The sequence below is a fragment of the Streptomyces sp. NPDC049915 genome, assembly GCF_040656475.1.
In the GTDB taxonomy this organism is placed as follows: Bacteria; Actinomycetota; Actinomycetes; order Streptomycetales; family Streptomycetaceae; genus Streptomyces.
Genome location: NZ_JBFAMH010000001.1, coordinates 321,261 through 347,116 on the forward strand (window position 1 = coordinate 321,261; position 25,856 = coordinate 347,116).

The window sequence follows — 25,856 nt, forward strand, 5'->3', positions numbered from 1 at the left end:
GGCCGGTCGCGCCCCCGCGGCGGAGCCGCACATCGATCCAGCCCCGCGCGCCGTCAGGGCGCTGCCGTGCCCGGCGCGTCAAGGCGCCCGGGTTGCGGTGGTTCGCTGAACAGATCCACCGCCGCGCGGACCTCTCTCATCGCCCCCGACAGCGCGCTCACCGAGCCGATCGCGCCCGCTATCAGCAGCAGGGAGCGGTGCAGCGGGGCCGGCTCGGGGGTGCCCCGGGTGGCCATGGCCGTCAGTGCGGCCAGCTCTTCCTCCGCTATGTCCCGGTCGCGTAACTCGGCCGGGTAAGCGGCCAGTTCGCGGTGCAGCCGGGACGCCGCCGCGCGCAGCCGACTCGCGCGCAGGTCCCCTTCGCCGCCGGTGACCGGCTTGTGCTGAACGCTCCGCAACACAGCCCTCCCCTTCGCACTCCGTCGTGCGATCTCCCTGAGCCGTCCGGTCCGCGCCGGTGCGGTGAGCCGGGGCGGGGGAGACAGTAAACGACACCTCGCCCGCGCCGCGCCAGTCCGCTGCGTCATCGAGTTGCTGCGCTGCGTGAACCCGTGGCCCTGCGCGGTGCGGTATGCAGGGCGTATGACGACACCCCGCACCGCAGGCATGGAAAATCCCACGGACGCCGTCGCCGGGCTGCTGCTCGCCGCCGGAGGTGGCCGGCGGCTCGGCGGACGCCCCAAGGCCCTGCTGGAGCACCGGGGGCGGCCGTTGATCGAGCACGCCGTCGGGGTGCTGCGGGCGGCCGGGTGCACGCGCGTGCACGTGGTGCTGGGGGCGGCCGCCGACGCCGTACGGGAGCGGGCGCGGCTCGCGGGGTGTGTGCTCGTGGAGAACCCGGAGTGGGAGCAGGGGATGGGGTCCTCGCTGCGGGCCGGGCTCGCCTCGCTGGCCGGGACCGGGGCACGGGGCGCGCTCGTGTCGCTCGTGGACCAGCCGGGGATCGGTGCGGAGGCCGTCGCGCGGGTGCTCGGCGCCTTCGAGGACGAGCACACGCTCGCGTCGGCCGCCTACAGCGGCGTGCGCGGGCATCCGGTGCTGTTCGGCGCGGCCCACTGGGCGGGCATCGCGGCGACTGCCACCGGCGACCGGGGGGCACGCGCGTATCTGCGCGAGCACGCGCGTGAGATACGGCTCATCGAGTGCGGGGAGGTGGCACAGCCGTACGACATCGACACCGAGGCCGACCTGGGCCACCTTCAGTGAACGCGGTGGCACCGAGCGCCACCTTTGCTCGACTCAGAGAATCTCGACATCAACAAACCATTGAACTTCCACCATGCGATAACTACTATCCACTGTTCAGAAGCACCCGACCGCACAGCGGGTGCGAACCGCCCCCTTTCTGCCTGTAGGCACCGCGTGCCAGGGCAGAGTGGCGTTGCACGTGGTTCGCTGAAACAGCCCCCCGTAAGGAAGTGACCGCTCATGTCCGCACCAGCGCCGTCCACGCTGGCCATCGTCGACGCCGAGCCCCTGCCCCGGCAGGAAGAGGTCCTCACCGACGCGGCGCTCGCCTTCGTGGCCGAGCTGCACCAGCGGTTCACGCCGCGCCGCGCGGAACTCCTCGCCCGCCGTGCCGAGCGCCGCGCCGAGATCGCCCGCACCTCCTCGCTCGACTTCCTGCCGGAGACGGCCGCCATCCGCGCGGACGACTCCTGGAAGGTCGCCCCGGCCCCGGCCGCGCTGCAGGACCGCCGTGTCGAGATCACCGGCCCGACGGACCGCAAGATGACCATCAACGCCCTGAACTCGGGCGCCAAGGTCTGGCTCGCGGACTTCGAGGACGCCTCCGCCCCCACCTGGGAGAACGTCGTCCTCGGCCAGCTCAACCTGATCGACGCCTACACCCGCAGCATCGACTTCACCGACCCGAAGTCGGGCAAGTCGTACGCGCTCAAGCCGAACGAGCAGCTCGCCACGGTCGTCATGCGGCCGCGCGGCTGGCACCTGAACGAGCGCCACCTCGTCGACGCCGACGGCACCCCGGTCCCGGGCGCCTTCGTCGACTTCGGCCTGTACTTCTTCCACAACGCCCAGCGCCTGCTCGACCTCGGCAAGGGCCCCTACTTCTACCTCCCGAAGACGGAGTCGCACCTGGAGGCCCGCCTCTGGAACGACGTGTTCGTCTTCGCGCAGGACTACCTCGGCATCCCGCAGGGCACCGTCCGCGCCACCGTCCTGATCGAGACGATCACCGCGGCGTACGAGATGGAGGAGATCCTCTACGAGCTGCGCGACCACGCCGCCGGTCTGAACGCCGGCCGCTGGGACTACCTGTTCTCCATCGTCAAGAACTTCCGTGACGGCGGCGAGAAGTTCGTCCTGCCGGACCGCAACGCGGTCACGATGACCGCCCCGTTCATGCGCGCGTACACCGAACTGCTGGTGCGCACCTGCCACAAGCGCGGCGCGCACGCGATCGGCGGCATGGCGGCGTTCATCCCGTCCCGCAAGGACGCCGAGGTCAACAAGGTGGCCTTCGAGAAGGTCCGCGCCGACAAGGACCGTGAGGCCGGCGACGGCTTCGACGGCTCCTGGGTCGCCCACCCCGACCTGGTGCCGATCGCCATGAAGTCCTTCGACAAGGTCCTCGGTGACAAGCCGAACCAGAAGGACCGCCTGCGCGAGGACGTCGACGTCAAGGCGGCCGACCTGATCGCCATCGACTCCCTGGACGCCAAGCCCAGCTACGACGGTCTGGTCAACGCCGTCCAGGTCGGCATCCGTTACATCGAGGCCTGGCTGCGCGGCCTCGGCGCCGTCGCGATCTTCAACCTGATGGAGGACGCGGCCACCGCCGAGATCTCCCGCTCCCAGATCTGGCAGTGGATCAATGCCGGTGTCGTCCTGGACAACGGCGAGAAGGTCACCGCCGACCTCGCCCGCAAGGTCGCCGCCGAGGAGCTGGAGAACATCCGCGAGGAGATCGGCGAGGAGGCCTTCGTCGCCGGCAACTGGCAGCGGGCGCACGACCTCCTGCTGCAGGTCTCCCTCGACGAGAACTACGCCGACTTCCTCACCCTGCCGGCGTACGAGCAGCTCAGGGGCTGAGACCCGACCGCGCTGATCCGAGTGGCCCCGGGCGATTTCCCGGGCCGCTCGGTCCGTTCAGCCCAGGTGTACCGACCAGTCCTGCTGCGCGGCGGGCTTGCCGTGCAGATCGGGGACCCGCTTCAGCCAGTCGGGGCGGCCGGCCTGGGTGCGCGCCGCCCGCCGGGCCTCGTCAGCGGCCAGCTCCTGAGGGCCGGGGAAGTCGGTGGGCAGCCACTTCCGCGAGGCCCGCACGCGCGCGTACAGATACGCCACGTACGCCTCGCGCATCTCGTCGGGGCTCCCGAGGTCGGTCAGCCAGGCGTCCGGGACCTCGGCGACGATCGCGCGCAGCAGCTCCTCGGTGACCTTGGGCGCGAGTTCGGCGTCGGCGGCACGCACGTCGGGGCCGTAGTGGCCGAGGGCGTGGTGGCGGAAGTCGTAGGCCTTCTCGGGGTCGGCGCCGTCCCAGCGGTGGTGGAAGACGAGGGCGGCGCCGTGGTCGATGAGCCACAGGCGCGGGGGCGCGACGCCCAGGGTCGGCCACACCATCAGGTTGGAGCTGTGGACCGTGCGGTCGACGTTCGCGGTGAGCGCGTCGAGCCAGACGATCCGGCCGGCCTCCAGCGGGTCCACGGGGAAGGACCGCGCGACCTCGGGCGTGAGGTCGACCGCGCCCGGCAGGTGGTCCATGCCGAGGTTCAGCCCGTGGCTGGCGCCGTGCAGGTCCCGTACCTCCTGGTGGGGTTCGTCGGCCGCGATCGCCGGGTCGAAGTGCACCAGCACCAGTTCGGGGAAGCGCAGCCCCAGCGCCCGGGCCAGCTCCCCCACGATCACCTCGGCGACCAGCGCCTTGGGCCCCTGCGCGGAGCCGGTGAACTTCACCACGTACGTGCCGTCGTCGTCGGCCTCGACGACCGCGGGCACGGAACCGCCCGACCTCAGCGGGGTCACGTATCGGACAGCGGTCACGTCGCGCAGCACACCGGCCAGCCTACGGCAGGTCAGGTGCGGGCCAGTGGGTTGGGCAGGGGCAGGTAGCGGGCCGCCGCGCCGTCCGCTCCGGTCCAGCGCAGCAGCAGGTTGGTCTTGCCGGGCAGGGTGGGCGAGGCCAGCAGCGCGGCGACCTCGGGCAGCTCGTGGCGGGCCAGTTCGCGGCGGGCCGCCGGCCACGGGTCCAGCCCTGGGTGGTGTTCGGCGAGCGCCGCGGCGACCTCGGTGAGGTGGTTGACGACCAGGCAGTACACCAGCCGTTCCCACCCGGCCGCCGGTGTCACCTCGGGCAGCAGCTTCACGCCCTCGGCGTCCCGGAAGAGAGCCTGGACGGGCATCCCGTCGCCGTCGACCGCGACCAGCGTGTTCTGCAGGTGTGCCTCCAGGACGACGCCGTGGTCGGCGTACGCGGCGAGGGCGGGCGGCACGACCGCGCGCAGATACGCCTCCCACCAGGCCGCCGGGTCGGCGGCGGCGGCGAGCGGGTTGCCGTCGAACCCCTCCACCAGGCCGGCCGCGAGCAGGGGCGTCGCGCCGGGCAGGACGGCCCCGCCCAGGCCGTCGCGGACGACGACGGCCAGTTCCTCGTGGGCGAAGCAGACGGTGCGGTGACCGCGGTCGCTCAGCCAGGCCGCCGGGCCGCCGAGCGCCGCGAAGGCGTGTGTGACGGCCTTGTCCGTACGGCGCAGCCTGCGCAGGTCGTGCTCCCACAGCCGGCGGATGTCGTTGGTGATGCGCACATCGAGGCTGAACTTGAGGAAGAGGTCCCGCTCCGGCGCGTACACGGTGCGGATCGCGGCCGTCGGCCACACCTCGAAGGCGCTCGCGCCCAGCCGGATCAGGCGCCCGTCGGCGAAGGCGTCCGCGAGGGCGGGCGCGGCCAGCCGAAGCTGCCAGGGGTGGGCGGGCAGCAGCCGGTAGCCGGGCGGGGCCTCGCCGAGCGCGTCGAGGGCGCCGGTGTCGCCCTCCTGCACGACCGTGTCCGCGCGCACGCCGAGCAGCTCCAGCGGGAAGCGGACGTGCGCCTCGGGCGCGTACGGCAGCCAGGCGGCCGGCGGGCCGCCGCCCCGCGCCTTCGGGGCGGGGTGGTGGGGGTGACCGGTGATCAGGGACTGCTCGGAGCGCAGATAGGCGTCGGCGGGCGCGGTGGCACCGGCACGCGCGGCCAGCAGGGCGGCGACGACGTCCCGGCTGTCGGTCATCTCGGCGGGCAGGACCGGATTGGCGAGCCCGGTGAGCCGGTACAGCTCGTCAGCGACGAGGGCGACCAGGTCACGGTGGTCCAGCGGCCGCCAGGTGCCGTCCGCCCCGACCTCGGGGCGGGCGGGCCGGCGTGTGCCGCGCACCCGCAGCAGCCGGCCCGACGCGGCCAGCCGGTGCACCCGCCAGGCGCCGTCGGCCCCGACCGGCTCGGCGGCCTCGCGCAGCAGGCAGTTCAGCAGGGGCGCCGCCGCGTGGGCGTCGGCCCGGGCCGCGAGGTCGTCGCGCGGCGGGAAATCGCCGATGGTGGGAGGCAGGAGGTCCACGCGATCCACTCGTTCCCTACGGTCCTGTCGGTCGGAGACGATCAGTATCCCCGCCGTCACGGTCCGCCGTGACGCCGTCCGCGTACCCGAGGAGCCCGCCCGTGCACCGACCCCCCACCGCCGAGGCGGAGGTCGCCGCCGAACTCGCCGCCGAGTGTCCCGGCCTGGTGCCCCGGTACCGGGCCGCGCTGCCCGGCGCGCGCGCCGCCGTGCTGACCCGCCTGTGGCGCGGCCTCGGCCACGAGCCACTGCCCTGGATCACGCGCCGGAAGGAGGGCGGCGACGGCCTCACCCTGCACCTGGCGGACGGCCGCCGGCTGCACGGCCCGGTGCCGGACGCGTACGCCACCGACGCCTACGTCGGCGCCGTACACCTCGACGGTGTGGCGTACGAGCGGCCGGAGCGGCTGATGACGGACCTGGCGGTGCCGCACGCGGCGGGTTTCGCGACCGAGCTGGGGCACAGCGTCGCCTCGCTCGCGCTGTCCCGGGCCGGGCAGCGGGGGTGCCCGCGGGAGCGGCCCGCGCAGGGCTGGGAGTGGGAGCAGCGGGTCGTCGACGGGCATCCCTACCATCCGTGCTGCCGCTCGCGGCCCGGTTTCTCGGTGGCGGAGCAGCTGGCGTACGCGCCCGAGCACCGGCCGGTGGTGGAGCTGGAGCTGCTGCCGGTGCCGGCGGCCGGGTGCCTGGTGAGCGGAGCGTGGCCCCAGTGGCTGCGGGACGGGGAGTGGCTGCTGCTGCCGGTGCATCCGTGGCAGGCCGAGCATGTGCTGAAGCGGACCGGTCAGGCCACGCTCGCCGCGCATCCGCTGATGGCGCTGCGCACGCTCGCGCTGCCCGGCGGCCCGCATGTGAAGACCGCGCTGAGCACCCGGCTGACGTCCTCGGTGCGGGACATCTCGGTCGGCTCGGTGCGCATGGCGGCCTCGCTGTCGGAGTTCGGCGAGCGGCTCGCCGCGCACACGGACGGGCTGCTGCACGTCACGCGCACGCTGGGTGCGGCCACCGCCCACTCCCCCGACCTGGCGGTCCAGCTGCGCGAGGCGCCGGAGGTGTACGCGGGGCCGGGTGAGGAGGTGGTGCCGGTGGCCGCTCTGGCCGGGCCGCACTCCCCCGCCTGGCTCGCTGACTTCGCCCGGCTGGCGCTGTCCGCGGGCCTGCGGCTGCTGGAGCTGGGCGCGGCGCTGGAGGCGCACGGGCAGAACCTGCTGGTGGTGCTGGGCCCGGCGGGCGAGCCGCGGCGGCTGGTCTACCGGGATCTGGCCGACATCCGGGTCAGCCCCGCCCGGCTGGCCCGGCACGGCATCGCGGTCCCCGGCGACCTCGCGGGCCGGATCGTCACGGACGACGTGACGGCGCTGCGGCGCAAGCTGTTCGGCTCCCTGGTGGCGGGTGCGCTGGCCGCCACCGCGGGCAACGGTCCCGCGCTGCGGGCGGCCCTGGCGGCGGCCGTACGGGATCTGCCGCGCACCGCCGACCTGGTGGCGCTGTGTCAGGATCCGTTGCCGGTGAAGGCGCTGACGCTGATGCGGCTGTCGCCGGACGCGCCCGGCGACCTGTGGACGCGGCTGCCGTCACCGCTCGCCTGACGGACCGTTTTGGAGCCGGGCGGCACAGATCAATAAGATCCGCCGATGATCAGAAGACAACGGCTGGCGGCGGGCGTCGGCGCCCTGCTCGCCGCGCTCGCGGCCGGGCTCGTGTTCCCGGCGGGGGCGGTCGCCGACGAAACCACCGCAAGCGCGCCGAAGGTCGACCTCGTGATCGACGTCAGCGGGTCGATGCGGACGCGGGACATCGACGGGCAGTCGCGCATGTCGGCGGCCAAGCAGGCGTTCAACGAGGTGCTGGACGCAACGCCCGAGGAGGTGCAGCTCGGCATCCGCACGCTGGGCGCCACCTACCCGGGCGACGACCGGCAGACCGGCTGCAAGGACACCGCGCAGCTGTACAAGGTCGGTCCGCTGGACCGCACCGAGGCCAAGACGGCGGTGGCCACGCTCAACCCGACCGGCTGGACGCCGATCGGGCCGGCCCTGCTCAAGGCGGCCGGGGACCTGGACGGCGGGACCGGCTCCAAGCGGATCGTGCTGATCAGTGACGGCGAGGACACCTGCGCCCCGCTCGACCCGTGCGAGGTGGCCCGCGAGATAGCCGCCAAGGGCATCGGCCTGACCATCGACACCCTCGGCCTGGTGCCGAACGTGAAGATGCGCCGGCAGCTCAGCTGCATCGCCGAGGCCACCGGCGGCACCTACACATCGGTGGAGCACTCCGGTGAACTCGCCGACAAGGTGAACCAGTTGGTGGACCGGGCGGCCGACCCGGTGGTCACGCCGGTCGCCACCGACGGCGCGTCCTCGTGCGCCAAGGCGCCGACGCTGAACTCGGGCCTGTACACCGACCGCGAGGAGTTCGGGCAGCGGCGCTGGTACCGGGTGGACGTGAAGCCCGGCCAGGAGCTGCGCGCATCGGTGAGCGTGGCCGCGGACCGCTCGATGCACCCGGACTACGGCGTGCTGCTGCGCGCGGTCACGGTGCACGGCCGGGAGATCGTGCGCGGTGAGGCGGCCGGCAACGGCCGTACGGATGTCGCCTCGACGGGTCTGCGCTACCCGAAGGCGGACAGCGACGACGAGAACGCGCCGGCGGAGACGGTGTGCCTCGCGGTGACGAACTCCTTCTCGGCGGCGCCCGGCGTCAAGGCCACGCCCGGCATGCCGCTGGAGCTGACCGTGGACGTGGTCGACGGCCCGTCGCAGGCGGACGACGTGGCGTCGTTCGGTCTCGGGCGCGGCTGGTGGCTGCTCGGCCTGCTGGTGCTGATCGGCTTCCTCGCGGGTGTGGTATGGGGCTGGCTGTCGCGCTGGCGTGTCGCGGTGTGGAGGACGAACTGATGAGGATCACCCAGGTGTTGGGCGCAGCCCTGCTGACGCTCGGCCTCGCCGCCGCCCCAGCGGCGGCCGACTCGTCCCCGTCACCGAGCCCGTCCGGCTCCACCGCGGCCCCGGCGTCGGCGGGCACGTCGTTCCGTACGGCGACGGAGGTGGAGCAGGGGCAGACCGCCACCGCGAGCGCCTCCACGGGTGACTACCTGTACTGGTCGTTCCCGGCGGACGCCGAGCAGCGGCCCACCGTGAAGGCGACGGTGAAGCTGCCGCAGACGCACACGGCACAGACCTGGCAGGTCGACGTGTACGACGGCCTCCGGCGCCGTCAGGCCTGCCAGTACGGCGCACAGACCCGCACGGCCGACGCGGGGACCTCCTCGCTGGAGCTGACGTGCGTGCTGCGCACGGTGCGCGCCTGGTCGGAGCCGTGGGCGAACGACCCGCTGCCGGGTACGTACTACGTCCGGCTGACCGCGGTGGGCGTGCAGACGGCCGACCTCGGGCAGCCGGTCAACGCCGAACTGCGCGTGCAGTCCAAGGACATCGGCGGCGCGGCGGCCGTGGGCGGCCGGCTGGCCGAGCCGCTGGTGCCCGGTGTCGCCGTCACGGCGCGGCAGGACAAGGACGACTCGAAGAAGGCGGCCGTGCTGGCGAGCGTCGAGCCGGACGGCGGCTGGTCGTCCGGCTGGTGGTCCGACCGCTGGGTGTGGACCGCGATCGGCGGCGTGCTGGCCGCGCTCGCGGGCATCGGCGGGTACGCGCTGACGCGGGGACGGGGACGCCCGTCCCCCGTGCCGCCGAACGCCTGACGGACCGTCGAGGGGCCCGCCGCATGGTCATGCGGCGGGCCCCTCGCGCAGTTCCTTGGCGAGGGCGCCGTCACCCGTCACCTCGACGCGGCCCGCGCGGATCGCTTCGGCGAGGCTCGTCTCGCCGCGGGAGAGCGCCGTACAGGTCGCGGAGTCCATGACCAGCCGGGCGTCGGGCTCGCCGGGCGCGGCGCCGTCGCCGTAGACCGGCCCCTCCTCGGCTCCGGCGTGCAGATGGAACACGCCCTCCTCCAGCCGCACTTCGACCAGTCCCGCGCCGTCGATCGCGCGCAGCAGCGGCAGGGCGAACCAGTGCGCGCGGACGGCGTCGGTGGGCCGCCGCTCCCCCAGTTCGGCCTCGCCCCAGGTGCCGAGGGCTTGCAGGACGGGCAGCAACTGCCGCCCGCGCGGCGTCAGTTCGTAGACGAAGGCGGCTCCCGGCGGCGGCAGCCGGCGCCGGGTGGCGAGGCCGCCCTGTTCCATATCCTTCAGTCGTGAGGCGAGCACGTCCGTGCTGACGCCCGGCAGGTCGGCGTGCAGGTCGGTGTAGCGGCGCGGTCCGGCGAGCAGCTCCCGGACGATCAGCAGGGTCCAGCGGTCGCCGACCACGTCGAGGGCGCGGGCGGCGGAGCAGTACTGGTCGTAACTGCGGCGGGTGCGGGGTGACATGCGACGCAGTCTAGACATGTTGTTGGACTTTCCAAGCTCCCACTTGGTAAAACCAAGCACCACGAGTTTCCGGAGGGGCGCATGGAGTTCCGGCAGTCGAACAAGCTCAGCGAGGTCTGTTACGAGATCCGCGGGCCGGTGATCGAGCACGCCAACGCGCTGGAGGAGGCCGGGCACAGCGTGCTGCGGCTGAACACCGGCAACCCGGCCCTCTTCGGCTTCGAAGCGCCGGAGGAGATCCTCCAGGACATGATCCGGATGCTGCCGCAGGCGCACGGCTACACCGACTCGCGGGGCATCCTCTCCGCCCGCCGCGCGGTCGCCCAGCGCTACCAGACCCTCGGCCTGGCGGTCGACGTCGACGACGTCTTCCTCGGCAACGGCGTCAGCGAACTGGTCTCCATGGCCGTACAGGCGCTGATCGAGGACGGCGACGAGATCCTCATCCCCGCCCCGGACTTCCCGCTGTGGACGGCCGTGACGACCCTCGCGGGCGGCAAGGCCGTCCACTACCTGTGCGACGAGCAGGCCGAGTGGTACCCCGACCTCGCCGACATGGAGTCGAAGATCACCGACCGCACCAAGGCGGTCGTCCTCATCAACCCCAACAACCCCACCGGCGCGGTCTACCCGAAGGAGATCGTCGAGGGCGTCCTCGACCTGGCCCGCCGGCACGGCCTGATGGTCTTCGCCGACGAGATCTACGACCAGATCCTGTACGACGACGCCGTGCACCACTCCGCCGCGGCCCTCGCCCCCGACCTGGTCGTCCTCACCTTCTGCGGCTTGTCCAAGACGTACCGGGTGGCCGGCTTCCGCTCCGGCTGGCTCGTGGTCACCGGCCCGAAGCAGCACGCGAAAAGCTACCTGGAGGGCCTGACCATGCTGGCCTCCATGCGCCTGTGCGCCAACGCGCCCGCCCAGTACGCCATCCAGGCCGCGCTCGGCGGCCGGCAGTCCATCCGCGAGCTGACCGCGCCCGGCGGGCGGCTGCGCGAGCAGCGGGACGTGGCGTGGGAGAGGCTGAACGAGATCCCCGGCGTGACCTGCGTGAAGCCCAAGGGGGCCCTGTACGCCTTCCCGCGCCTCGATCCCAAGGTCCACAAGATCCACGACGACGAGAAGTTCGTCCTCGACCTGCTGCTGCGCGAGAAGATCCAGGTCGTCCAGGGCACCGGCTTCAACTGGCCCACCCCCGACCACTTCCGCATCCTGACCCTGCCGCACGCGGAGGACCTGGAGGCGGCGATCGGCCGGATCGGGCGGTTTCTGAACGGGTACCGGCAGTAGGAGCACGGGCACCGAGCACGGCGTACGGTACGTCGCCGCGCACCACGACGGGCCCGCGCCGCTGCTCAGGATCGACCCGCGCAGAGTACTGCGGGAGCCGGACCTCGCGCGGCTCGAGGAGTGGGCCCGTAGCCTGTGAAGCGTGGGTGATCTCTTTCTGGTCCGGCACGGTGAGACCGAGTGGTCCCGTTCCGGGCGGCACACCGGGTGGACGGACGTCCCGCTGACCGAGCACGGGCGGGAGGAGGCACGGCGGCTGGTGCCGCTGATCCGCTCGCACCGGATCGGCGCCGCGTTCGTCAGCCCTCTGCAACGGGCGCGCGAGACGGCCGAGCTGATCGGGGTGCACGACGCGCGCGTGGACGCCGATCTGCGGGAGTGGGACTACGGCGGCTACGAGGGCGTCACCACCGTGGAGATCCAGCGCGACCGGCCGGGATGGTTCCTGTTCACGGACGGGGTCGTGCCCGGGCCGCCCGATCACCCTGGGGAGAGCCCGGAGCAGGTCGCCGAGCGCGCCGACCGGATGCTGGGCAAGGTGGACGCCGCCCTCGCCAACACGGAGGGGGTGGTGCTCCTCGTCGCCCACGGACACTTCCTGCGGGTGCTGACCGCCCGGCAGCTGGGCCTTCCGCCCGAGCACGGGGCGCTGTTCCAGCTGGCGACCGGGTCGCTGTGCCGGCTGGGCACCGAGCACGGGCGGCCGGTGATCGCCGGCTGGAATGTCAGACCCCCCGCGTAGCCTGCGAAGCGGTAGGCGCTCCTCGGGCAGGCACCCCGAGCTTTGGCCAACGGGGAGCGTGCCAGGCCCCGCGACGCCGGGGTGATCCGACGAGAGGGCCTGGATCCCGGCAGCGGGACCCGCGCAGGAAGGAGCACGCCGTGAGCCGACCGCCCACCGCCGCGCAGCGGCGTGTCATCGACGCCGCCGACCCGGTCACCGGGCGGCTGCGCGGGACGCCGGCACAGCTCGCGGCGCTGGTGAAGCACGGGCTGGCGTTCCGGCATCCACGGCCGCCGCACGACCATTTCCTCACGCCGGCCGGGCACCGGATACGGGAAACGCCCGTGACGGCGCCATCCGAACCGGCGCCCGCGCAGCCGTCGACCGGTGTCTTCACCGCGCGAGCGGGCGGCGAGGAGGAACCGCCGGACACCGGCCCGGGCCGGGCGCGCGAGGTGCACAGCGCCTGGCAGGGGCTGCTGGAGCTGCGCCGTATGACCAACCCCGACGGTGCGACCGGCCGGCCGTGCGGCTGGGAGCGCGCGCATCTGGTGCAGGCCGCGGCGCTGGCCCTGGAAGCGGCCGGGCATCGGCCTGCCGGGGGCGGGCAGGAGGGGTACCGGGTGCGGGCGACGCCCCAGCCGGAGGCCGTGGCGGTGCGGGCGGAGGACCCCTCGGCGCTGAGCGCCTGCGCGGCCGCGCTGGAGCGGGCGGGCTGGCAGACCGGCGAGTACACCGAGCCCCGCACCCGGGCCCGCTATCTGCTCGCCTCCCCGCGCCGGGTGTGAGGAGCCCCCGCGGCCGGTGGTGCGGGGCGTGCCAAGATCGGTGGTCACTGCAAGGAACGCGAAGGGGAAGTGATGAGCGAGCCGTTCTCCGTCCGGATCACCGTCCGCGGATACGAGACCGACGTCCAGGGGCACCTGAACCAGAGCGTGTACCTCAACTACGCCGAGCACGCGCGCTGGTCGCTGCTGCAGGCGGCCGGCATCACCCAGGCCGGGCTGATCGCGACGGGCGTCGGACCGGTCGCCCTGGAGACCACCATCCGCTACCAGCGCGAGCTGCTCGCCGGCGACGAGGTCGACGTGACGTGCGCCTTCGAGTGGGGCGAGGGCAAGACGTTCCGCATCCGGCAGACGATCCGCAAGACGGACGGCACGGTCGCCGCCGAGATCACAGCGGTCGGCGGCCTGCTGGACCTGAAGGCCCGCCGTCTGGTGGCGAACCCTCAGTCCCGCTTCAAGGAACTGGCCGAGAACCCCGGCCTGTTCGGTCTGTGACCCCGGGCAGGCTCAGACCACGCCCGGCGGGTAGCCGTAGTGCGGCCCGCCGCGGGCCAGGGCGCGCCAGGACTCCTCGCCGCCGGAGCGGTCGGGGAAGACCTCGACGCGCAAGCCGCTGGTCGCCTCCAGGGTCAGGGCGCCCGCGGCACCCTCATGGACGGTCTCGACCGTCGGACGGGCGCCGTCCAGCACGCGGTTGAGCAGCGCCGCACGGTCGTCGTACAGCGTGGCGAAGGCGTCGTCCTCCGCGCCGTCCCTGACGTACCCCATGTCGCGTGAGCCCAGCAGCACCTGGTCGCCGTGGACGATCCGGAAGGGGCACTGGACGTGCAGCCCGAGGAGTTCTCCGTGCGGACCGGTCAGTTCCAGCACGCCCATGTCCGCCGCGCGTCCGACGGAACGGATCTCCGCCCCGGTCAGCAGCCGCCGTACGTTCCCCACCTGCCTGTCGGCGTCCACCGAACCCCCTGGTCTCCTCGGTGATCCGATGGTAGCCGTGCCCATGGGAAGCGGCCGGGGGAGACGGTGGTCGTTCCGTCTCCCCCGGCCGTCAAGTCCCGACCGTCGCTCTCAGTGCGCAGCGGCGATCTCCTCCCCCGCCTCCATGGGGTGGGTGACGTCCTGGGCCGCTCGGTCCGTGCCGATGTGGTTGAAGAGGAGGTTGAGCACCACGGCCGTCACACAGCCCGTCGAGATGCCCGAGTCCAGGACGATCTTCGCGGTCTCGGGGAAGGAGTGGTAGAACTCCGGCGCGGTGATCGGGATGATGCCGACGGCGAGGGAGACGGCCACGATCAGGACGTTGTTGTCCCGCTCCAGGCCGGCCCGCACCAGGGTCTGGATGCCGCTCGCCGCGACCGATCCGAACAGCACCACGCCGGCGCCGCCGAGGACCGGGCGGGGCACGACCGCGATCAGCGAGGCGGCCATCGGGCACAGGCCCATCAGGACCAGGAAGCCGCCGCCGGTGGCGACGACGTACCGGCTGCGGATCTTCGTCATCGCGACCAGGCCGATGTTCTGCGCGAAGGCGCTGCACATGAAGCCGTTGAACAGCGGGCTGATCGCCGAGCCGAGGGTGTCAGCGCGCAGGCCGGCCGCGATGGTCTTCTCGTCGGCGGGACGCTCGACGATCTCACCGAGCGCCAGCATGTCGGCCGTCGACTCGGTCATCGAGACCACCATCACCACGCACAGGGAGAGGATCGCCGCGAGCTGGAACTGCGGGGCGCCGAAGTGGAACGGGGTCGGGAAGCCGACGACGTCGGCCTCGCCGACGGGGCTGAAGTCCGTGACGCCGAAGGGTATCGCGATGAGCGTGCCGATGATCAGGCCGAGCAGTACGGCGATCTGCTTGACGAAGCCGCGGGTGAAGCGGCGCAGCAGCAGCACGATCAGCAGGGTGATGCCGGCCAGGGTGAGGTAGGTCGTCGAACCGTAGTCGTCGGCTTTCGGGTTGGGGCCCTGGGCCCACCCGAAGGCGACCGGGAGCAGGGACACGCCGATCAAGGTGATCACGGAGCCCGTGACGACCGGCGGGAAGAAGCGGACCGCCTTGCAGAAGAGGGGGGCGGCGAGGAAGCCGAGCAGGCCGGCGACGATGACCGCGCCGAAGATGATCGGCAGGGCGTCGGACTTGTCGTGGGTGGAGGCGACCACCGCGGTCATGGGGGCGACACCGGCGAAGGTGACGCCGTTGACGAAGGGCAGCCGGGCACCGATCTTCCAGATGCCGAGGGTCTGCAGAAACGTGGCGAGGCCCGCGGTGAACAGGCAGGCGCCGGTGAGGAAGGTCAGGTCGGTGCCGGAGAGGCCTACGGCCGCGCCGACGATCAGGGGTGGTGCGACGACTCCGGCGTACATGGCGGCCACGTGCTGCAGGCCACTGGTCGCCATCTTGAGGGCGGGGAGTTTTTCGTCTACGGGATGGGCGGCCACAGCTGCTCCTCCGGGTGGCTGACACGTCGTGGGGCGACGTGGATTTCATGGAGGTGGTGCGGGGGTCGTGCGGGACCGTGACGGGGGGTGGCGCGGTGAGCGGTGACACCGTTCCGGGGCGCGCGCTCTCACGCGCGCCCCGGAGACGGCTGCCGTGGATCCCGCTCGGATCCACGGTTCCCGGCCGGGAGCCGTCCCTCTCGGCCGGAGACTTGGGGAGATCAGCCCTGCGTGCTGATCCGGGCGAGGCGCTGTGCCTCCTCGCGGGTGGAGCGGGCGACGGCGTCCTCGTCGACGGTCAGCAGGCGCCCGTCCTCGACGATCTGCCGGCCGTTCACGAAGGAGGCCGTGACCGGGGCGGCCGCGCCGAAGACCAGCGCGGTCACCGGATCGGCGATGGAGGCGTGGGCGAGGGTGTCCATCCTCCACAGCACCACGTCGGCCAGCTTGCCCGCCTCCAGTGAGCCGATCTGGTCGGCCCGGCCGAGCACCTGCGCGCCGCCGTGGGTGCCGAGCCGCAGCGCCTGGCGGGCGTTCAGCGCGGCCTCGCGGTGCGCGCCGAGGCGGTTGATCAGCAGGGCGTTGCGCAGCTCGGTGTGCAGTTCGCCGGACTCGTTGGAGGCGGTGCCGTCGACGCCGAGGCCGACCGGGACGCCCGAGGCGAGCAGGTCGGGGACGCGGGCGATGCCGGCCGCGAGGCGGGCGTTGGACGAGGGGCAGTGGGCGACGCCGGTCTTCGTGCGGGCGAACGCGGCGATGTCGGAGTCGGTCATATGGACGCAGTGCGCCATCCACACGTCCTCACCGAGCCAGCCCGTCGACTCGAAGTAGTCGGTCGGGCCCATGCCGAACAGCTCGTGGCAGAACTTCTCCTCCTCCACGGTCTCCGAGCCGTGGGTGTGCAGCCGCACCCCGAGGCGGCGGGCCAACTCCGCTCCCTCACGCATCAGTTCGGTGGAGACGGAGAACGGTGAGCAGGGCGCGACGGCCACCTGGGTCATCGCGTCGAAGGAGGCGTCGTGGTGCTTGTCGACGGTGTCCTCGGTCGCCGTGAGCGCGCCTTCCAGCGTCTCCACCGCGAAGTCCGGCGGCAGACCGCCGTCCTTGACGCTGCGGTCCATCGAGCCGCGGGCCAGCGTGAAGCGCACGCCCATCTCGGCCGCGGCCTTGATGATCGCGCCGGACAGGTCACCGCAGCCGTGCGGGAACACGTAGTGGTGGTCCATGGCGGTGGTGACACCGCCGCGGGCCATCATGGCGAGCGATCCCTGCGCGGCCGAGTAGCACATCTGCTCGTCGATGCGCGCCCACGTCGGGTACAGCGCGACCAGCCAGTCGAACAGGTTGTGGTCGGTGGCCAGACCCCGGGTGATCCACTGGTAGAAGTGGTGGTGGGTGTTGACCAGACCGGGCGTGGCCAGGTGGCCGCTCGCGTCGATCCGGCGCACCACGTTCTGCAGACCGTCGGGGGCCTTTCCGGCACCGACGGACTCGATCCTGTTCCCGGCGAGGACGAGGTGCCCGAAGGCGTACTCGGTGTCGTCCGCGTCCACGGTCGCGATCGCACAGTTGTCGATGACGATGCGCTGGGCTGCCGATGGTGCCATCGTGCTTCCTTGTCTTTCGGTGGCGGCCCGGGGACGCGGGGATGTCCACGGGGAGGGCACGGCAGGACCCTAGGAGGATTCGAGTGCCGGGGCTGTCTGGCCGCTCCGGGTGCCGAGATGGTGGAAGAAGAGGTTGAGCAGAACTGCGACGAGCGCGCCGGCGCTGATGCCGGAGCCGAGCACGGTCTGCGCCCAGGCGGGGAAGCCGGCGTAGAAGGTGGGGGCGGCCAGCGGGATGATGCCCGCGCCGAGCGCCACGGCCACCAGGATGATGTTGGAGCTGTCGTCCAGGCCCGCCTCCGACAGGGTGCGGATGCCGCTGACGGCGATCGAGCCGAACAGGACGATGCCCGCGCCGCCGAGGACCGGCATGGGGACCAGGGAGACGACCGCGCCGAGGACCGGGAAGGCGCCGAGGACCAGCAGGGCGGCGCCGGCGACGGCGACGACGTAGCGGCTGCGCACCCGGGTCAGCGAGACGACGCCGACGTTCTGGGCGAAGGCCGAGGTGGGGAAGCCGCCGAAGACGGGCCCGATCAGGGTGGCGATGCCGTCGGTGCGCAGGCCCCGGGTGATCGTCTTTGCGTGGGCGCGGCGGTCGCAGATCTCGCCGAGGGCGAGCATACCGGCGGACGACTCGGTCATCAGCACCAGCATCACGATGCACAGCGACAGGATCGCCGCGGGCTGGAACTCGGGCGCTCCGAAGGCGAACGGCGTGGGCAGCGCGGCCACGGGCGCCGACCTGAAGGCGCTGAAGTCGGCCATGCCGAACGGGATGGCGACCAGGGTGCCGACGAGCAGCCCGAAGAGCAGGGCGACCTGCTTGACGAAGCCCTTGCCGAAGCGCTGGATGAGCAGGATGACGGCGAGGGTGAAGCCGGCCAGCGCGAGGTACTTCATGGCGCCGAAGTCGGCGGCGGTCTTGTCGCCGCCCTGCGCCCAGCTGACGGGCACGGGCATCAGGGTGACGCCGATGAGCGTGATGACGACACCGGTGACCAGCGGCGGGAAGAAGCGCAGCAGCCGTCCGAAGAAGGGACCGACGCCCAGGCAGAAGACACCGGCGACCATCACCGCACCGTAGATCGCGGGGAGTTGATGGCCCTTGTCGTTGGTCTCGGCGATCGCCAGGATCGGCGCGATACCGGCGGAGGAGGCCGCGTTGACGAAGGGCAGCCGGTTGCCGACGAAGCCCTTGACGCCGATGGTCTGGAGAATGGTCGCGACGCCCGCGATGAGCAGGGAGGCGGCGATCAGCCGGGTGCGGGCCGCGATGTCGAGTCCGCAGGCCTGGCCGATGATGAGCGGAGGAGTGACAACGCCCGCGTACATGGCGGCGATGTGCTGGAGCGCGGCGGGGACGAGCCGCGAGAGGTGGAGCTTCTCGTCCACCGGGTGCACGGACGTGACGGCGTCCTCGGTGTGCACCGGCGGGGTGGAACAGGAGCCTTTCGCCGGCTCCATTGCAGGCTGTGCCATGGTGTTCCCTCCGGTGTGGCGTGTCCCCGGCCCCGGCGGCCGGGTCCGGGGACACGCGCCCCGCGTCAGAGGTTGGTCATGTCGACCGGGATGAGCTGCTCGGCGCCGTCCCGCAGGATGGTGGCCTCGATCAGGCCGTAGGGGCGGTCGGCGGCGTAGTACACGGCGCCGTCCTTCGCCTCGTTGTCGATCCCGAAGGGCGACAGATCCGAGCGGAAGTGGTGCTTGTTGGGCATCGAGAAGCGGATCTCGTCGACCTCGTCGCGGGAGTTCAGCACCCGCACACCCATCTCGAACAGGGTCTGCTGGAGCGAGTACGAGTAGGTCTCGGCGAACGCCTGCAGCGCGTGCTTGCGCACTCCGTTGTACGAGCGGTCCCAGTCCGGGGCGTGCGAGTCGATGCCGTCCCAGTTGTGCCGCCACCAGGTGGAGACGGTGGTGGCGAGGATCCGGTCGTAGTCCTCCTTCAGGGTGGTGTACTTGTCCTTCAGGTAGCCCCAGAACTCGGAGTTGGTCGTGTTCAGGACGGTCAGGTCCTTGAACCCGGTGAGCACCTGGATGCCGTGGCCGTCGTAGGTGACCTGCGCGACACGGGTCTCCTGGCCCTTGCGGACGAAGGAGTGGGCGATCTCGTCGGCGCCGACGAAGCGGGCGCCGGACTGCGAGGTCTCGATCCGCTCCCAGGCGTATTCCTCGACGCGGATACGGGCCTGGTGGATGGAGGCGGTGTTGTCCACGAAGTGGCGGGCGAGCTTGATGCCGAAGTCCTCGGCGCTCTCGATCCCGTGCTCCTTGGCGAAGGCGTACACCGTGTTCTTGGTGGTGTCGGTGGGCAGGACGTTCGCGTTGGAACCGCTCCGGTGGACCTCCTCCATGTCGCCGGACAGGGCGACGGAGACGTTCAGGTCCTTGATGTGGTGCGTGTCGCCGTCACGCGTGATCTTGACAACGCGGTTCTCTGCCTTGCCGTACTGGTTCTGTCCCAGGACGAAACGGGTCATGGTGTCGGTCAGCTCCCTCGGTAAACGGAGTAGCCGAACGGGTTGAGCAGCAGCGGAACGTGGTAGTGCTCACCGGGCACCACCGCGAAGGCGATGGAGACCTCGGGGAAGAACACCGGTCGGCTGTTCTCGCTGTCCCGGAGCGCGGGGGCGTCCTGCTGGGCCGCGGCTTGTTTCTTGGCGAAGTACGTCTCGGTGTCGAAGTCGAGCCGTACGTGGGTGGTCCCCTCCGGCAGGGCCGGGAGGTCCTTGCACCGCCCGTCCGCGTCGGTGGCCGAACCGCCGAGTGCCTGCCAGTCCGCGTCGTGCCCGGAGCGGGCCGAGAGGTGGACGGCGACGGCCTCGGCGGGCCGGCCGGCGGAGGTGTCCAGGATGTGCGTGGACACCGAGGCGGTGGTGCTGGTGCTCATGGCTGCTGTCAGTCCTCTTCGACGAGTCGTGCCAGTCGGATGCGGTTGATCTTGCCCAGCTCGGTGCGGACGATCTCCCGCTCCTGCTCCGGCGAGTTACCGATCCGCTCCTTGACGGCATCCCGCATCTGCTCACCGGTCCGGCCGGTGGCGCAGATCAGGAAGACATGGCCGAACTTCTCCTGGTAGGCCAGGTTCAGTTCGAGCATCTCCGCCCTGAGTTCCTCGGATGCGCCGGCCATGCCGCGCTGTTCCCGGGCCGAGGTGGGATCCCCCGGCTTGGGGCGGCCGATCGGCGGGTGCCCGGCCATGGCCTCCTCGAGGTCCTGCGCGGTCAGCTCCGCCATGGCGGCGTCGCTGGCTGCGTAGAGATCCTCGGGGACGGCGTAGGGGCGGGCCGCGAGCAACCGCTTGGCCCACGCCGTGGACGAGCACGCCTCGCGGAGTGCGGCGAGGGCCGTGTGCTCCTCGAGGGTGTTGAAGCGGGCCAGGCCCGGCGGCGTGGAAGTGGACGTCACGGGAGCCTCCGTGGCCGTAAAGGCCGTCGTGCTGAACGGGCGTGGCAGTAGCTAACGCCGTCCGAAACACCACGTCAACACTTTGTTGAAAAATTGGGGGGCCGAAAACTCCCGTACGCGCGCCGGTCAGGCGTCTTTCTCGCGGTTCAGGTAGTTGTAGACCGTGAAGCGGCTGACGCCGAGCGCCCCGGCCACGGTCTCCACGCCGTGCCGCACGGAGAACGCGCCGCGGGCCTCCAGTATGCGCACGACCTCCTGCTTGGCCTTGCGGTCCAGATCGGCCAGCGGTCTGCCCTTTCTGCGCTCCATGGCGGCCAGGATGTGGTCGAGGGAGTCCGCGAGCTGCGGCAGCCGTACCGCGACCGCGTCGCTGCCCTCCCAGGACAGCACGACGTCCTCCGGAGCGGCCTCGTCCGGCGGCAGCATCTCGCCGCCGATCGCGTCGACCAGCGGCTTCACCGCCGCGATGAACGGCTCGTCGCCGGTGCCGGTCACTCGTCCTCCCCGACCACGTTGACCTGGAGGGAGACGCGGGTCGCGCCGGCCTCGAGAGTCTTGCGCAGCAGCGCGTCCACGGCCGTGAGGACGGCGTCGGCACCGCCCTCCGCGGTGTTGCCGAACGGGCCGACGTCCACGGCCTCCAGCTCGGCCGTCTCGATGACCCGGCGGGCGACCACCGCATGCGCGGGCGCCTCGTCGAGGTCGAAGGGCTCGGTCGTGAACTCCACTCTCAATCGCACGCGCACAACCTAACCCGCGTCCCGGAGGTTCGGGCAGTTCCCGGCACATCCCGCGACGGACCGGCCGGCCCGCCGCGTAGAGCAGGTGACGGCACGACCACAGGGAGGGGTCACGACGTGGCTGGGCAGAGAGTGAGACGGGTGCGGGGTACGGCGCTCGCGGTGGCGGCGATGAGCGCACTGACCGCGTCGCAGGCGCCGGGGGCGGTGCCGGTGCGGGCCGCGGCGCCCGTGCCGCGGGCGCCCGCCGCACACGGTCCGAGCGTCTCCGGCGACACCCCCTACCGCACCGGGCTGCCACCGCTGCGCACACGCGGGCGGTCCCGAGCGGATGCTCCGGTGGCGGGTGGCGCGGTGCCCGTAAGCGTGTTCGCCGCCTACCGGCGGGCCGAGGCGCGGCTTGCGCGGGAGGCTCCCGGCTGCCGGCTGCGCTGGCAGCTGCTGGCGGCGATCGGGCAGGTGGAGTCCGGGCAGGCGCGGGGCGGCCGGGTGACGTCCGACGGTACGACGGTGACGCCGATCCTCGGGCCCCGGCTGACCGGCGGCGCCTTCGCCCTCGTGGCGGACACCGACGGCGGTGCGTACGACGGGGACCCGGTGTACGACCGCGCGGTCGGGCCGATGCAGTTCATCCCGTCGACCTGGGCCCGCTGGGGCGCCGACGGCAACGGCGACGGCCGCCGGGACCCGGGCAACATCCATGACGCGGCCCTCGCCGCCGGGCGCTACCTGTGCGCGGGAGGACGCGACCTGTCCGTCCCGGCCCAGCGGGACCGGGCGATCCTCGGCTACAACCACTCGACGGCGTATCTGCGCACGGTGCTGGCCTGGTACGGGTACTTCCTGCAAGGGCACCGCCTGGTGCCGGACGAGGGTTTCGGGGTGGCTCCCTCGACGTCCCCGCGCCCGCCCCGGCCCCGCAGCGAACCGACGCCGGAGCCGACGCCCGGGCCGACGCGCACGCACCCGCCCGCGCCGGTCCCCTCGGCCCGCTCCGGCGCAACCCCGTCGCCCACGCCGCCGGCGTCACCCTCACCCACCCCGCATGGAACGGAGGAACCCCCTCTCCCCCTGCCCACTCCCGTCACGGATCTGCCCGGTGGCCTGCTGCCCAGCGGTGATCCGCTGACCGGCAACGGTGCGGACACGATGGCCTCCGCCCCCTCCACAACCGCCGCTACCGGGCGGTAATGTCGCCTCCCGCCGGACGACACCAGCCCGGCGGGTGAGTGCGAAGGGGCCCTCATGGCGACGGACATGCCTGCGGACATACGGGCGGCCCAGGACCGCTGGGAGCGCATGTGGAGCCACCGCGAGCAGCTGCTCAAGGTGGCCCGGCGCCGGTCGATGAGCCAGGAGGACGCCGAGGACGCGGTGCACGAGGCGATGCTGCGCGCCGCGGAGCGGCCGGACCTGGACGACGAGCGTCTGGGCGCCTGGCTGACGACCGTGACCATGCGGCTGTGCGTCGACCGGTACCGCCAGGTCAACCGTGAGGACCAGGTGCGCACCAGCCCGACGCTCATCGCCCCCGGACCGGTGCCGGTGGAGGAGGCGGTGTGCGACCGGGCCGAGGCCAGATGGCTGGCCGTGCGCAGCGGTGAGCTGCCGGCCCGCCAGGCGGAGGCGCTGCGGCTGAAGTCCGAGGACCTCGACGTCGGCCAGGTCGCCACCCGGATGGGGCTGAGCTACCGGACCGTGGAGTCGCTGCTGGCGCGGGCCCGCCGGACGCTGCGCAACTCGCTGGCCGGGACGCTCGGCCTGGCCCTGTTCCTGGCCGGACGGGCCCGGCCGCGGCCCGGCGCAGGCAAGGCGCAGGCCGTCGCGGCGGCGTCGACGGCGGCCACGCTGGCGGTCGCCGGGTGGTTCGTCCTGCCGCACGCGGTCGACGCCGGCAGGTCTCCGGCGCCGCCGCGCCCCACCGTGTCCCTCGGCGCTCAGGTGCTGCGTTCCGACAGCAGCACCGGCACGGCCGCCGCCCCGCAGACGGGCGCGCCGCGTCCTTCGGCGACGGACGGCGGCCCCCGGGCGGCCGGCTCCCGCACCGGAGCATCGCTCCTGTCGCCGGCCGTTCCGTCCCTGCCGTCCCTGCCGTCCCTCCCGTCCGTTCCCTCGGTCCGCTCCGTGGCGCCCCTGCCCACGCTGGCGGCACCCGAGGTGCCGCGGGTACCCGGCGTCCCCGACGTCCCCGATGTCCCCGGCGTCCCCGCGCTGCCGACGGTGCTTACCCCGCCGCCGGCCCCGACGCCGCCCACGCTCCCGTCCACCCCCGCGGTCCCGTCCGCCCAGCTCCCCGTCCCCACGCCGACCTCACTGCCGTAAAGGCACGTCGCAAAAATTTCCGGTTCCCCGCGACGGACCCCCCGCCCCTCCCCGTAGAGCAGATGTCGGAGCTGCGCGGCGGGCTGAAGGGTGGACCGGATGGGTGTCGAGATCTGTGTGGAGGGGCTGACCAAGTCCTTCGGTCACCAGGTCATCTGGCAGGACGTGTCGCTGACGCTGCCCGCCGGGGAGGTCTCGGTCATGCTCGGCCCGTCCGGCACGGGCAAGTCCGTGTTCCTCAAGACGCTCGTCGGCCTGCTGAAGCCCGAGCGCGGCTCGATCACGATCCAGGGCCGGGACATCACGAAGCTGCGCGAGCACGAGCTGTACGAGGTGCGCAAGCTGTTCGGGGTGCTGTTCCAGGACGGCGCGCTGTTCGGGTCGATGAACCTGTACGACAACATCGCCTTCCCGTTGCGCGAGCACACCCGCAAGCCGGAGAGCGAGATCCGGCGGATCGTCCTCGAGAAGATGGACATGGTCGGGCTGATCGGCTCCGAGGGCAAGCTGCCCGGTGAGATCTCCGGCGGCATGCGCAAACGGGCGGGGCTCGCCCGGGCCCTGGTGCTCGACCCGGAGATCATCCTGTTCGACGAGCCCGACTCGGGCCTCGACCCGGTGCGCGTGGCCTACCTCAACCAGCTCATCGTCGACCTCAACGCGCAGATCGACGCCACCTTCCTGATCGTCACCCACGACATCGCCTCGGCCCGCCAGGTGCCGGACAACATCGGCCTGCTGTTCCGCCGTGAGCTGGTGATGTTCGGTCCCCGCGAGCAGCTGCTGACCAGCGACGAGCCGGTCGTGCGGCAGTTTTTGAACGGCCGGATGCAGGGCCCGATCGGCATGGCGGAGGAGAAGGACGCGGGGCAGGTCGAGCAGGAGCTGGCCGGTCTCGTGGACGGTCCCGTCGACCGGGAGCTGACGCCGCGGCTGCTGCCGGGTCCGGGCATCACGCGCCCGCCCCGCTGGCAGGCGATCGCCCGGCGCGAGGCCGAGCTGCGCGGGAAGGCGGTGGCCGACGCATGAGGCTGTCCCCGACCGGGGCGCTGAGGCACTCCGGGAACCTCTTCGCGATGGCCCTGGACGTCATCCGCACGCTGCCCCGGCGGCCTTTCCAGGCGCGGGAGTTCATCCAGCAGGCGTGGTTCGTCGCGAGCGTGACGATCCTGCCGACGGCGCTGGTGTCCATCCCCTTCGGCGCGGTCATCGCGCTGCAGATCGGCAGCCTGACCCGGCAGCTGGGCGCGCAGTCCTTCTCCGGGGCCGCCTCCGTGCTGGCGGTGCTCCGGGAGGCCTCGCCGATCGTCACCGCACTGCTGATCGCGGGCGCCGGCGGCACGGCGATCTGCGCGGACCTCGGGGCGCGGAAGATCCGCGAGGAGATCGACGCGATGCAGGTGCTGGGCATCGACCCGATCCACCGGCTGGTCGTGCCCCGCGTGCTGGCGTCGATGCTGGTGGCGGTGCTGCTCAACGGTCTGGTGTCGGTGGTCGGCGTGGCGGGCGGCTACTTCTTCAACGTCGTTCTGCAGCACGGCACTCCGGGCGCCTATCTCGCCTCCTTCACCACGCTCGCCCAGTTGTCCGACCTGTGGGCGGCGGAGATCAAGGCGCTGGTGTTCGGCGCGATCGCCGCGATCGTCGCCTCGTACAAGGGACTCACCGCGAAGGGCGGCCCGAAGGGCGTGGGAGACGCGGTGAACCAGTCGGTAGTGATCACCTTCATGTTGCTGTTCGTGACGAACTTCGTGATGACCGCGGTGTACTTCCAGGTCGTCCCGCAGAGGGGTTAGCCGATGAGCCTTCTCCAACGCCCCTTGCGCTCCCTCGAAGAGCTGGGCACCCAACTGTCCTTCTACGGGCGCTCGCTGGCCTGGACCGGGCGCACCCTGCGCCGCTACAAGAAGGAGATCCTGCGCCTGCTCGCCGAGGTGAGCTTCGGCCGCGGCGCGCTAGCCGTGGTGGGCGGCACGGTCGGCGTGATCGCCTTCCTGTCGTTCTTCACCGGCACCGAGGTGGGCCTGCAGGGCTACGCCGCCCTCAACCAGCTCGGCACCTCGAACTTCGTGGCGTTCCTGTCGGCGTACTTCAACACGCGGGAGATCGCGCCCCTGGTGGCGGGCCTCGCGCTGTCGGCGACCGTCGGCGCGGGCTTCACCGCGCAGCTCGGCGCGATGCGGATCAGCGAGGAGACCGACGCGCTGGAGGTGATGGGCGTGCCCTCGCTGCCCTTCCTGGTGACCACGCGGATGATCGCCGGGTTCGTCGCGGTGATCCCGCTGTACGTGATCGGCCTGCTGTCCTCGTACCTGGCCGCCCGCACCATCACCACCGGCTACTACGGCCAGTCCGCGGGCACCTACGACCACTACTTCCACCAGTACCTGCCGCCGGCCGACGTGCTGTGGTCCTTCGGGAAGGTGCTCGTCTTCGCCGTCCTGATCATCCTGGTGCACTGCTTCTACGGCTATCACGCGAGCGGCGGCCCGGCGGGCGTGGGCGTGGCGGTGGGGCGGGCGGTGCGCACGTCGATCGTGGCGATCAACGTCCTGGACTTCTTCCTGTCGTTGGCGATCTGGGGCGCCAACACGACCGTGCGAATCGCGGGGTGAAC

Annotated in this window: 27 protein-coding genes; 14 read left to right on the forward strand and 13 right to left on the reverse strand. The window is 72.2% G+C overall.

Going from position 1 to position 25,856, the window contains the following annotated elements:
- Positions 1–53 precede the first annotated feature (53 nt).
- The gene (locus AB0J12_RS01315) at positions 54–401 is read right to left on the reverse strand and encodes a DUF5955 family protein (protein ID WP_363262032.1); all 348 of its coding nucleotides are present in this window, start codon (positions 399–401) and stop codon (positions 54–56) included.
- Positions 402–582: 181 nt separating this feature from the next.
- On the opposite strand from AB0J12_RS01315, the gene AB0J12_RS01320 reads away from it, so the two are divergent.
- Both AB0J12_RS01320 and aceB read left to right on the forward strand, forming a co-directional pair.
- Positions 583–1,206, forward strand: a complete 624-nt coding sequence (locus AB0J12_RS01320) for a nucleotidyltransferase family protein (RefSeq protein ID WP_363262033.1) — start codon at positions 583–585, stop codon at positions 1,204–1,206.
- 222 nt (positions 1,207–1,428) lie between these two features.
- Positions 1,429–3,054 (forward strand): malate synthase A, encoded by a 1,626-nt coding sequence (aceB, locus tag AB0J12_RS01325; RefSeq protein WP_363262034.1) that lies wholly within the window; start codon positions 1,429–1,431, stop codon positions 3,052–3,054.
- 57 nt (positions 3,055–3,111) lie between these two features.
- Here the strand turns inward: aceB and AB0J12_RS01330 are convergent, their stop codons facing one another.
- Together AB0J12_RS01330 and AB0J12_RS01335 are read right to left on the reverse strand one after the other, a co-directional pair.
- Positions 3,112–4,017 carry a HipA family kinase gene (locus AB0J12_RS01330; protein WP_363262035.1) on the reverse strand — a complete coding sequence of 302 codons (906 nt, stop codon included), beginning with the start codon at positions 4,015–4,017 and terminating at the stop codon, positions 3,112–3,114.
- A gap of 20 nt (positions 4,018–4,037) precedes the next feature.
- Entirely contained in the window at positions 4,038–5,552 is a 1,515-nt protein-coding gene (locus AB0J12_RS01335) for an IucA/IucC family protein (protein ID WP_363262036.1), read from the reverse strand.
- A 101-nt stretch (positions 5,553–5,653) separates the two neighbouring features.
- Here AB0J12_RS01335 and AB0J12_RS01340 point away from each other — a divergent pair, with 101 nt between their 5' ends.
- Genes AB0J12_RS01340 through AB0J12_RS01350 form a run of 3 tightly spaced genes read left to right on the forward strand, consistent with a single transcriptional unit; the run spans position 5,654 to position 9,252 of the window.
- Entirely contained in the window at positions 5,654–7,141 is a 1,488-nt protein-coding gene (locus AB0J12_RS01340) for an IucA/IucC family siderophore biosynthesis protein (RefSeq protein ID WP_363262037.1), read from the forward strand.
- A 45-nt stretch (positions 7,142–7,186) separates the two neighbouring features.
- Complete coding sequence (locus tag AB0J12_RS01345) at positions 7,187–8,449, forward strand: VWA domain-containing protein (protein WP_363262038.1); 1,263 nt, start codon at positions 7,187–7,189, stop codon at positions 8,447–8,449.
- The gene (locus tag AB0J12_RS01350; protein WP_363262039.1) at positions 8,449–9,252 is read left to right on the forward strand and encodes a hypothetical protein; all 804 of its coding nucleotides are present in this window, start codon (positions 8,449–8,451) and stop codon (positions 9,250–9,252) included. The genes AB0J12_RS01345 and AB0J12_RS01350 overlap by 1 nt, the downstream gene beginning before the upstream one ends.
- A 27-nt stretch (positions 9,253–9,279) precedes the next feature.
- Here AB0J12_RS01350 and AB0J12_RS01355 read toward each other — a convergent pair whose 3' ends face one another.
- A complete protein-coding gene (locus AB0J12_RS01355) occupies positions 9,280–9,921 on the reverse strand; it encodes a winged helix-turn-helix transcriptional regulator (protein WP_363262040.1) in 642 nt (213 codons plus the stop codon).
- Positions 9,922–10,002: 81 nt separating this feature from the next.
- On the opposite strand from AB0J12_RS01355, the gene AB0J12_RS01360 reads away from it, so the two are divergent.
- The 4 genes from AB0J12_RS01360 to AB0J12_RS01375 all read left to right on the forward strand — a co-directional run bounded on the left by AB0J12_RS01360 (position 10,003) and on the right by AB0J12_RS01375 (position 13,218).
- Positions 10,003–11,211 carry a pyridoxal phosphate-dependent aminotransferase gene (locus AB0J12_RS01360; RefSeq protein ID WP_363262042.1) on the forward strand — a complete coding sequence of 403 codons (1,209 nt, stop codon included), beginning with the start codon at positions 10,003–10,005 and terminating at the stop codon, positions 11,209–11,211.
- A gap of 142 nt (positions 11,212–11,353) precedes the next feature.
- On the forward strand, positions 11,354–11,953 hold the full coding sequence (locus AB0J12_RS01365) for a histidine phosphatase family protein (protein WP_363262044.1): 600 nt from the start codon (positions 11,354–11,356) through the stop codon (positions 11,951–11,953).
- A 140-nt stretch (positions 11,954–12,093) separates the two neighbouring features.
- On the forward strand, positions 12,094–12,723 hold the full coding sequence (locus tag AB0J12_RS01370; protein WP_363262046.1) for a hypothetical protein: 630 nt from the start codon (positions 12,094–12,096) through the stop codon (positions 12,721–12,723).
- 72 nt (positions 12,724–12,795) lie between these two features.
- Positions 12,796–13,218: an acyl-CoA thioesterase gene (locus AB0J12_RS01375; RefSeq protein ID WP_363262047.1), complete on the forward strand. Its 423-nt coding sequence runs from the start codon at positions 12,796–12,798 to the stop codon at positions 13,216–13,218.
- 12 nt (positions 13,219–13,230) lie between these two features.
- Here the strand turns inward: AB0J12_RS01375 and AB0J12_RS01380 are convergent, their stop codons facing one another.
- The 9 genes from AB0J12_RS01380 to AB0J12_RS01420 all read right to left on the reverse strand — a co-directional run bounded on the left by AB0J12_RS01380 (position 13,231) and on the right by AB0J12_RS01420 (position 20,917).
- Positions 13,231–13,680 (reverse strand): hypothetical protein, encoded by a 450-nt coding sequence (locus AB0J12_RS01380; protein WP_363262048.1) that lies wholly within the window; start codon positions 13,678–13,680, stop codon positions 13,231–13,233.
- Between the two features lie 111 nt (positions 13,681–13,791).
- Entirely contained in the window at positions 13,792–15,159 is a 1,368-nt protein-coding gene (locus AB0J12_RS01385) for a nucleobase:cation symporter-2 family protein (protein WP_363262049.1), read from the reverse strand.
- Between the two features lie 221 nt (positions 15,160–15,380).
- On the reverse strand, positions 15,381–16,766 hold the full coding sequence (locus AB0J12_RS01390) for an 8-oxoguanine deaminase (protein WP_363262050.1): 1,386 nt from the start codon (positions 16,764–16,766) through the stop codon (positions 15,381–15,383).
- 69 nt (positions 16,767–16,835) lie between these two features.
- Positions 16,836–18,248: a nucleobase:cation symporter-2 family protein gene (locus tag AB0J12_RS01395; RefSeq protein ID WP_363262051.1), complete on the reverse strand. Its 1,413-nt coding sequence runs from the start codon at positions 18,246–18,248 to the stop codon at positions 16,836–16,838.
- Positions 18,249–18,313: 65 nt separating this feature from the next.
- Complete coding sequence (gene pucL / locus AB0J12_RS01400) at positions 18,314–19,249, reverse strand: factor-independent urate hydroxylase (RefSeq protein ID WP_363262052.1); 936 nt, start codon at positions 19,247–19,249, stop codon at positions 18,314–18,316.
- 8 nt (positions 19,250–19,257) lie between these two features.
- The gene (gene uraH / locus AB0J12_RS01405; RefSeq protein ID WP_363262054.1) at positions 19,258–19,659 is read right to left on the reverse strand and encodes a hydroxyisourate hydrolase; all 402 of its coding nucleotides are present in this window, start codon (positions 19,657–19,659) and stop codon (positions 19,258–19,260) included.
- A gap of 8 nt (positions 19,660–19,667) precedes the next feature.
- Positions 19,668–20,177, reverse strand: a complete 510-nt coding sequence (uraD, locus tag AB0J12_RS01410; RefSeq protein ID WP_363262055.1) for a 2-oxo-4-hydroxy-4-carboxy-5-ureidoimidazoline decarboxylase — start codon at positions 20,175–20,177, stop codon at positions 19,668–19,670.
- 126 nt (positions 20,178–20,303) lie between these two features.
- The gene (locus AB0J12_RS01415; RefSeq protein WP_363262056.1) at positions 20,304–20,672 is read right to left on the reverse strand and encodes a helix-turn-helix domain-containing protein; all 369 of its coding nucleotides are present in this window, start codon (positions 20,670–20,672) and stop codon (positions 20,304–20,306) included.
- A complete protein-coding gene (locus AB0J12_RS01420) occupies positions 20,669–20,917 on the reverse strand; it encodes a hypothetical protein (RefSeq protein WP_363262057.1) in 249 nt (82 codons plus the stop codon). The genes AB0J12_RS01415 and AB0J12_RS01420 overlap by 4 nt, the downstream gene beginning before the upstream one ends.
- Positions 20,918–21,088: 171 nt before the next feature.
- Here AB0J12_RS01420 and AB0J12_RS01425 point away from each other — a divergent pair, with 171 nt between their 5' ends.
- The 5 genes from AB0J12_RS01425 to AB0J12_RS01445 all read left to right on the forward strand — a co-directional run bounded on the left by AB0J12_RS01425 (position 21,089) and on the right by AB0J12_RS01445 (position 25,854).
- A complete protein-coding gene (locus AB0J12_RS01425) occupies positions 21,089–22,108 on the forward strand; it encodes a lytic transglycosylase domain-containing protein (RefSeq protein ID WP_363262058.1) in 1,020 nt (339 codons plus the stop codon).
- A 54-nt stretch (positions 22,109–22,162) separates the two neighbouring features.
- Positions 22,163–23,239 carry a sigma-70 family RNA polymerase sigma factor gene (locus tag AB0J12_RS01430; RefSeq protein ID WP_363262060.1) on the forward strand — a complete coding sequence of 359 codons (1,077 nt, stop codon included), beginning with the start codon at positions 22,163–22,165 and terminating at the stop codon, positions 23,237–23,239.
- 99 nt (positions 23,240–23,338) lie between these two features.
- Positions 23,339–24,268: an ABC transporter ATP-binding protein gene (locus AB0J12_RS01435; protein WP_363262061.1), complete on the forward strand. Its 930-nt coding sequence runs from the start codon at positions 23,339–23,341 to the stop codon at positions 24,266–24,268.
- On the forward strand, positions 24,265–25,035 hold the full coding sequence (locus AB0J12_RS01440) for an ABC transporter permease (RefSeq protein WP_363262062.1): 771 nt from the start codon (positions 24,265–24,267) through the stop codon (positions 25,033–25,035). The genes AB0J12_RS01435 and AB0J12_RS01440 overlap by 4 nt, the downstream gene beginning before the upstream one ends.
- A 3-nt stretch (positions 25,036–25,038) precedes the next feature.
- Positions 25,039–25,854 carry an ABC transporter permease gene (locus tag AB0J12_RS01445; protein WP_363262063.1) on the forward strand — a complete coding sequence of 272 codons (816 nt, stop codon included), beginning with the start codon at positions 25,039–25,041 and terminating at the stop codon, positions 25,852–25,854.
- Positions 25,855–25,856: the final 2 nt, after the last annotated feature.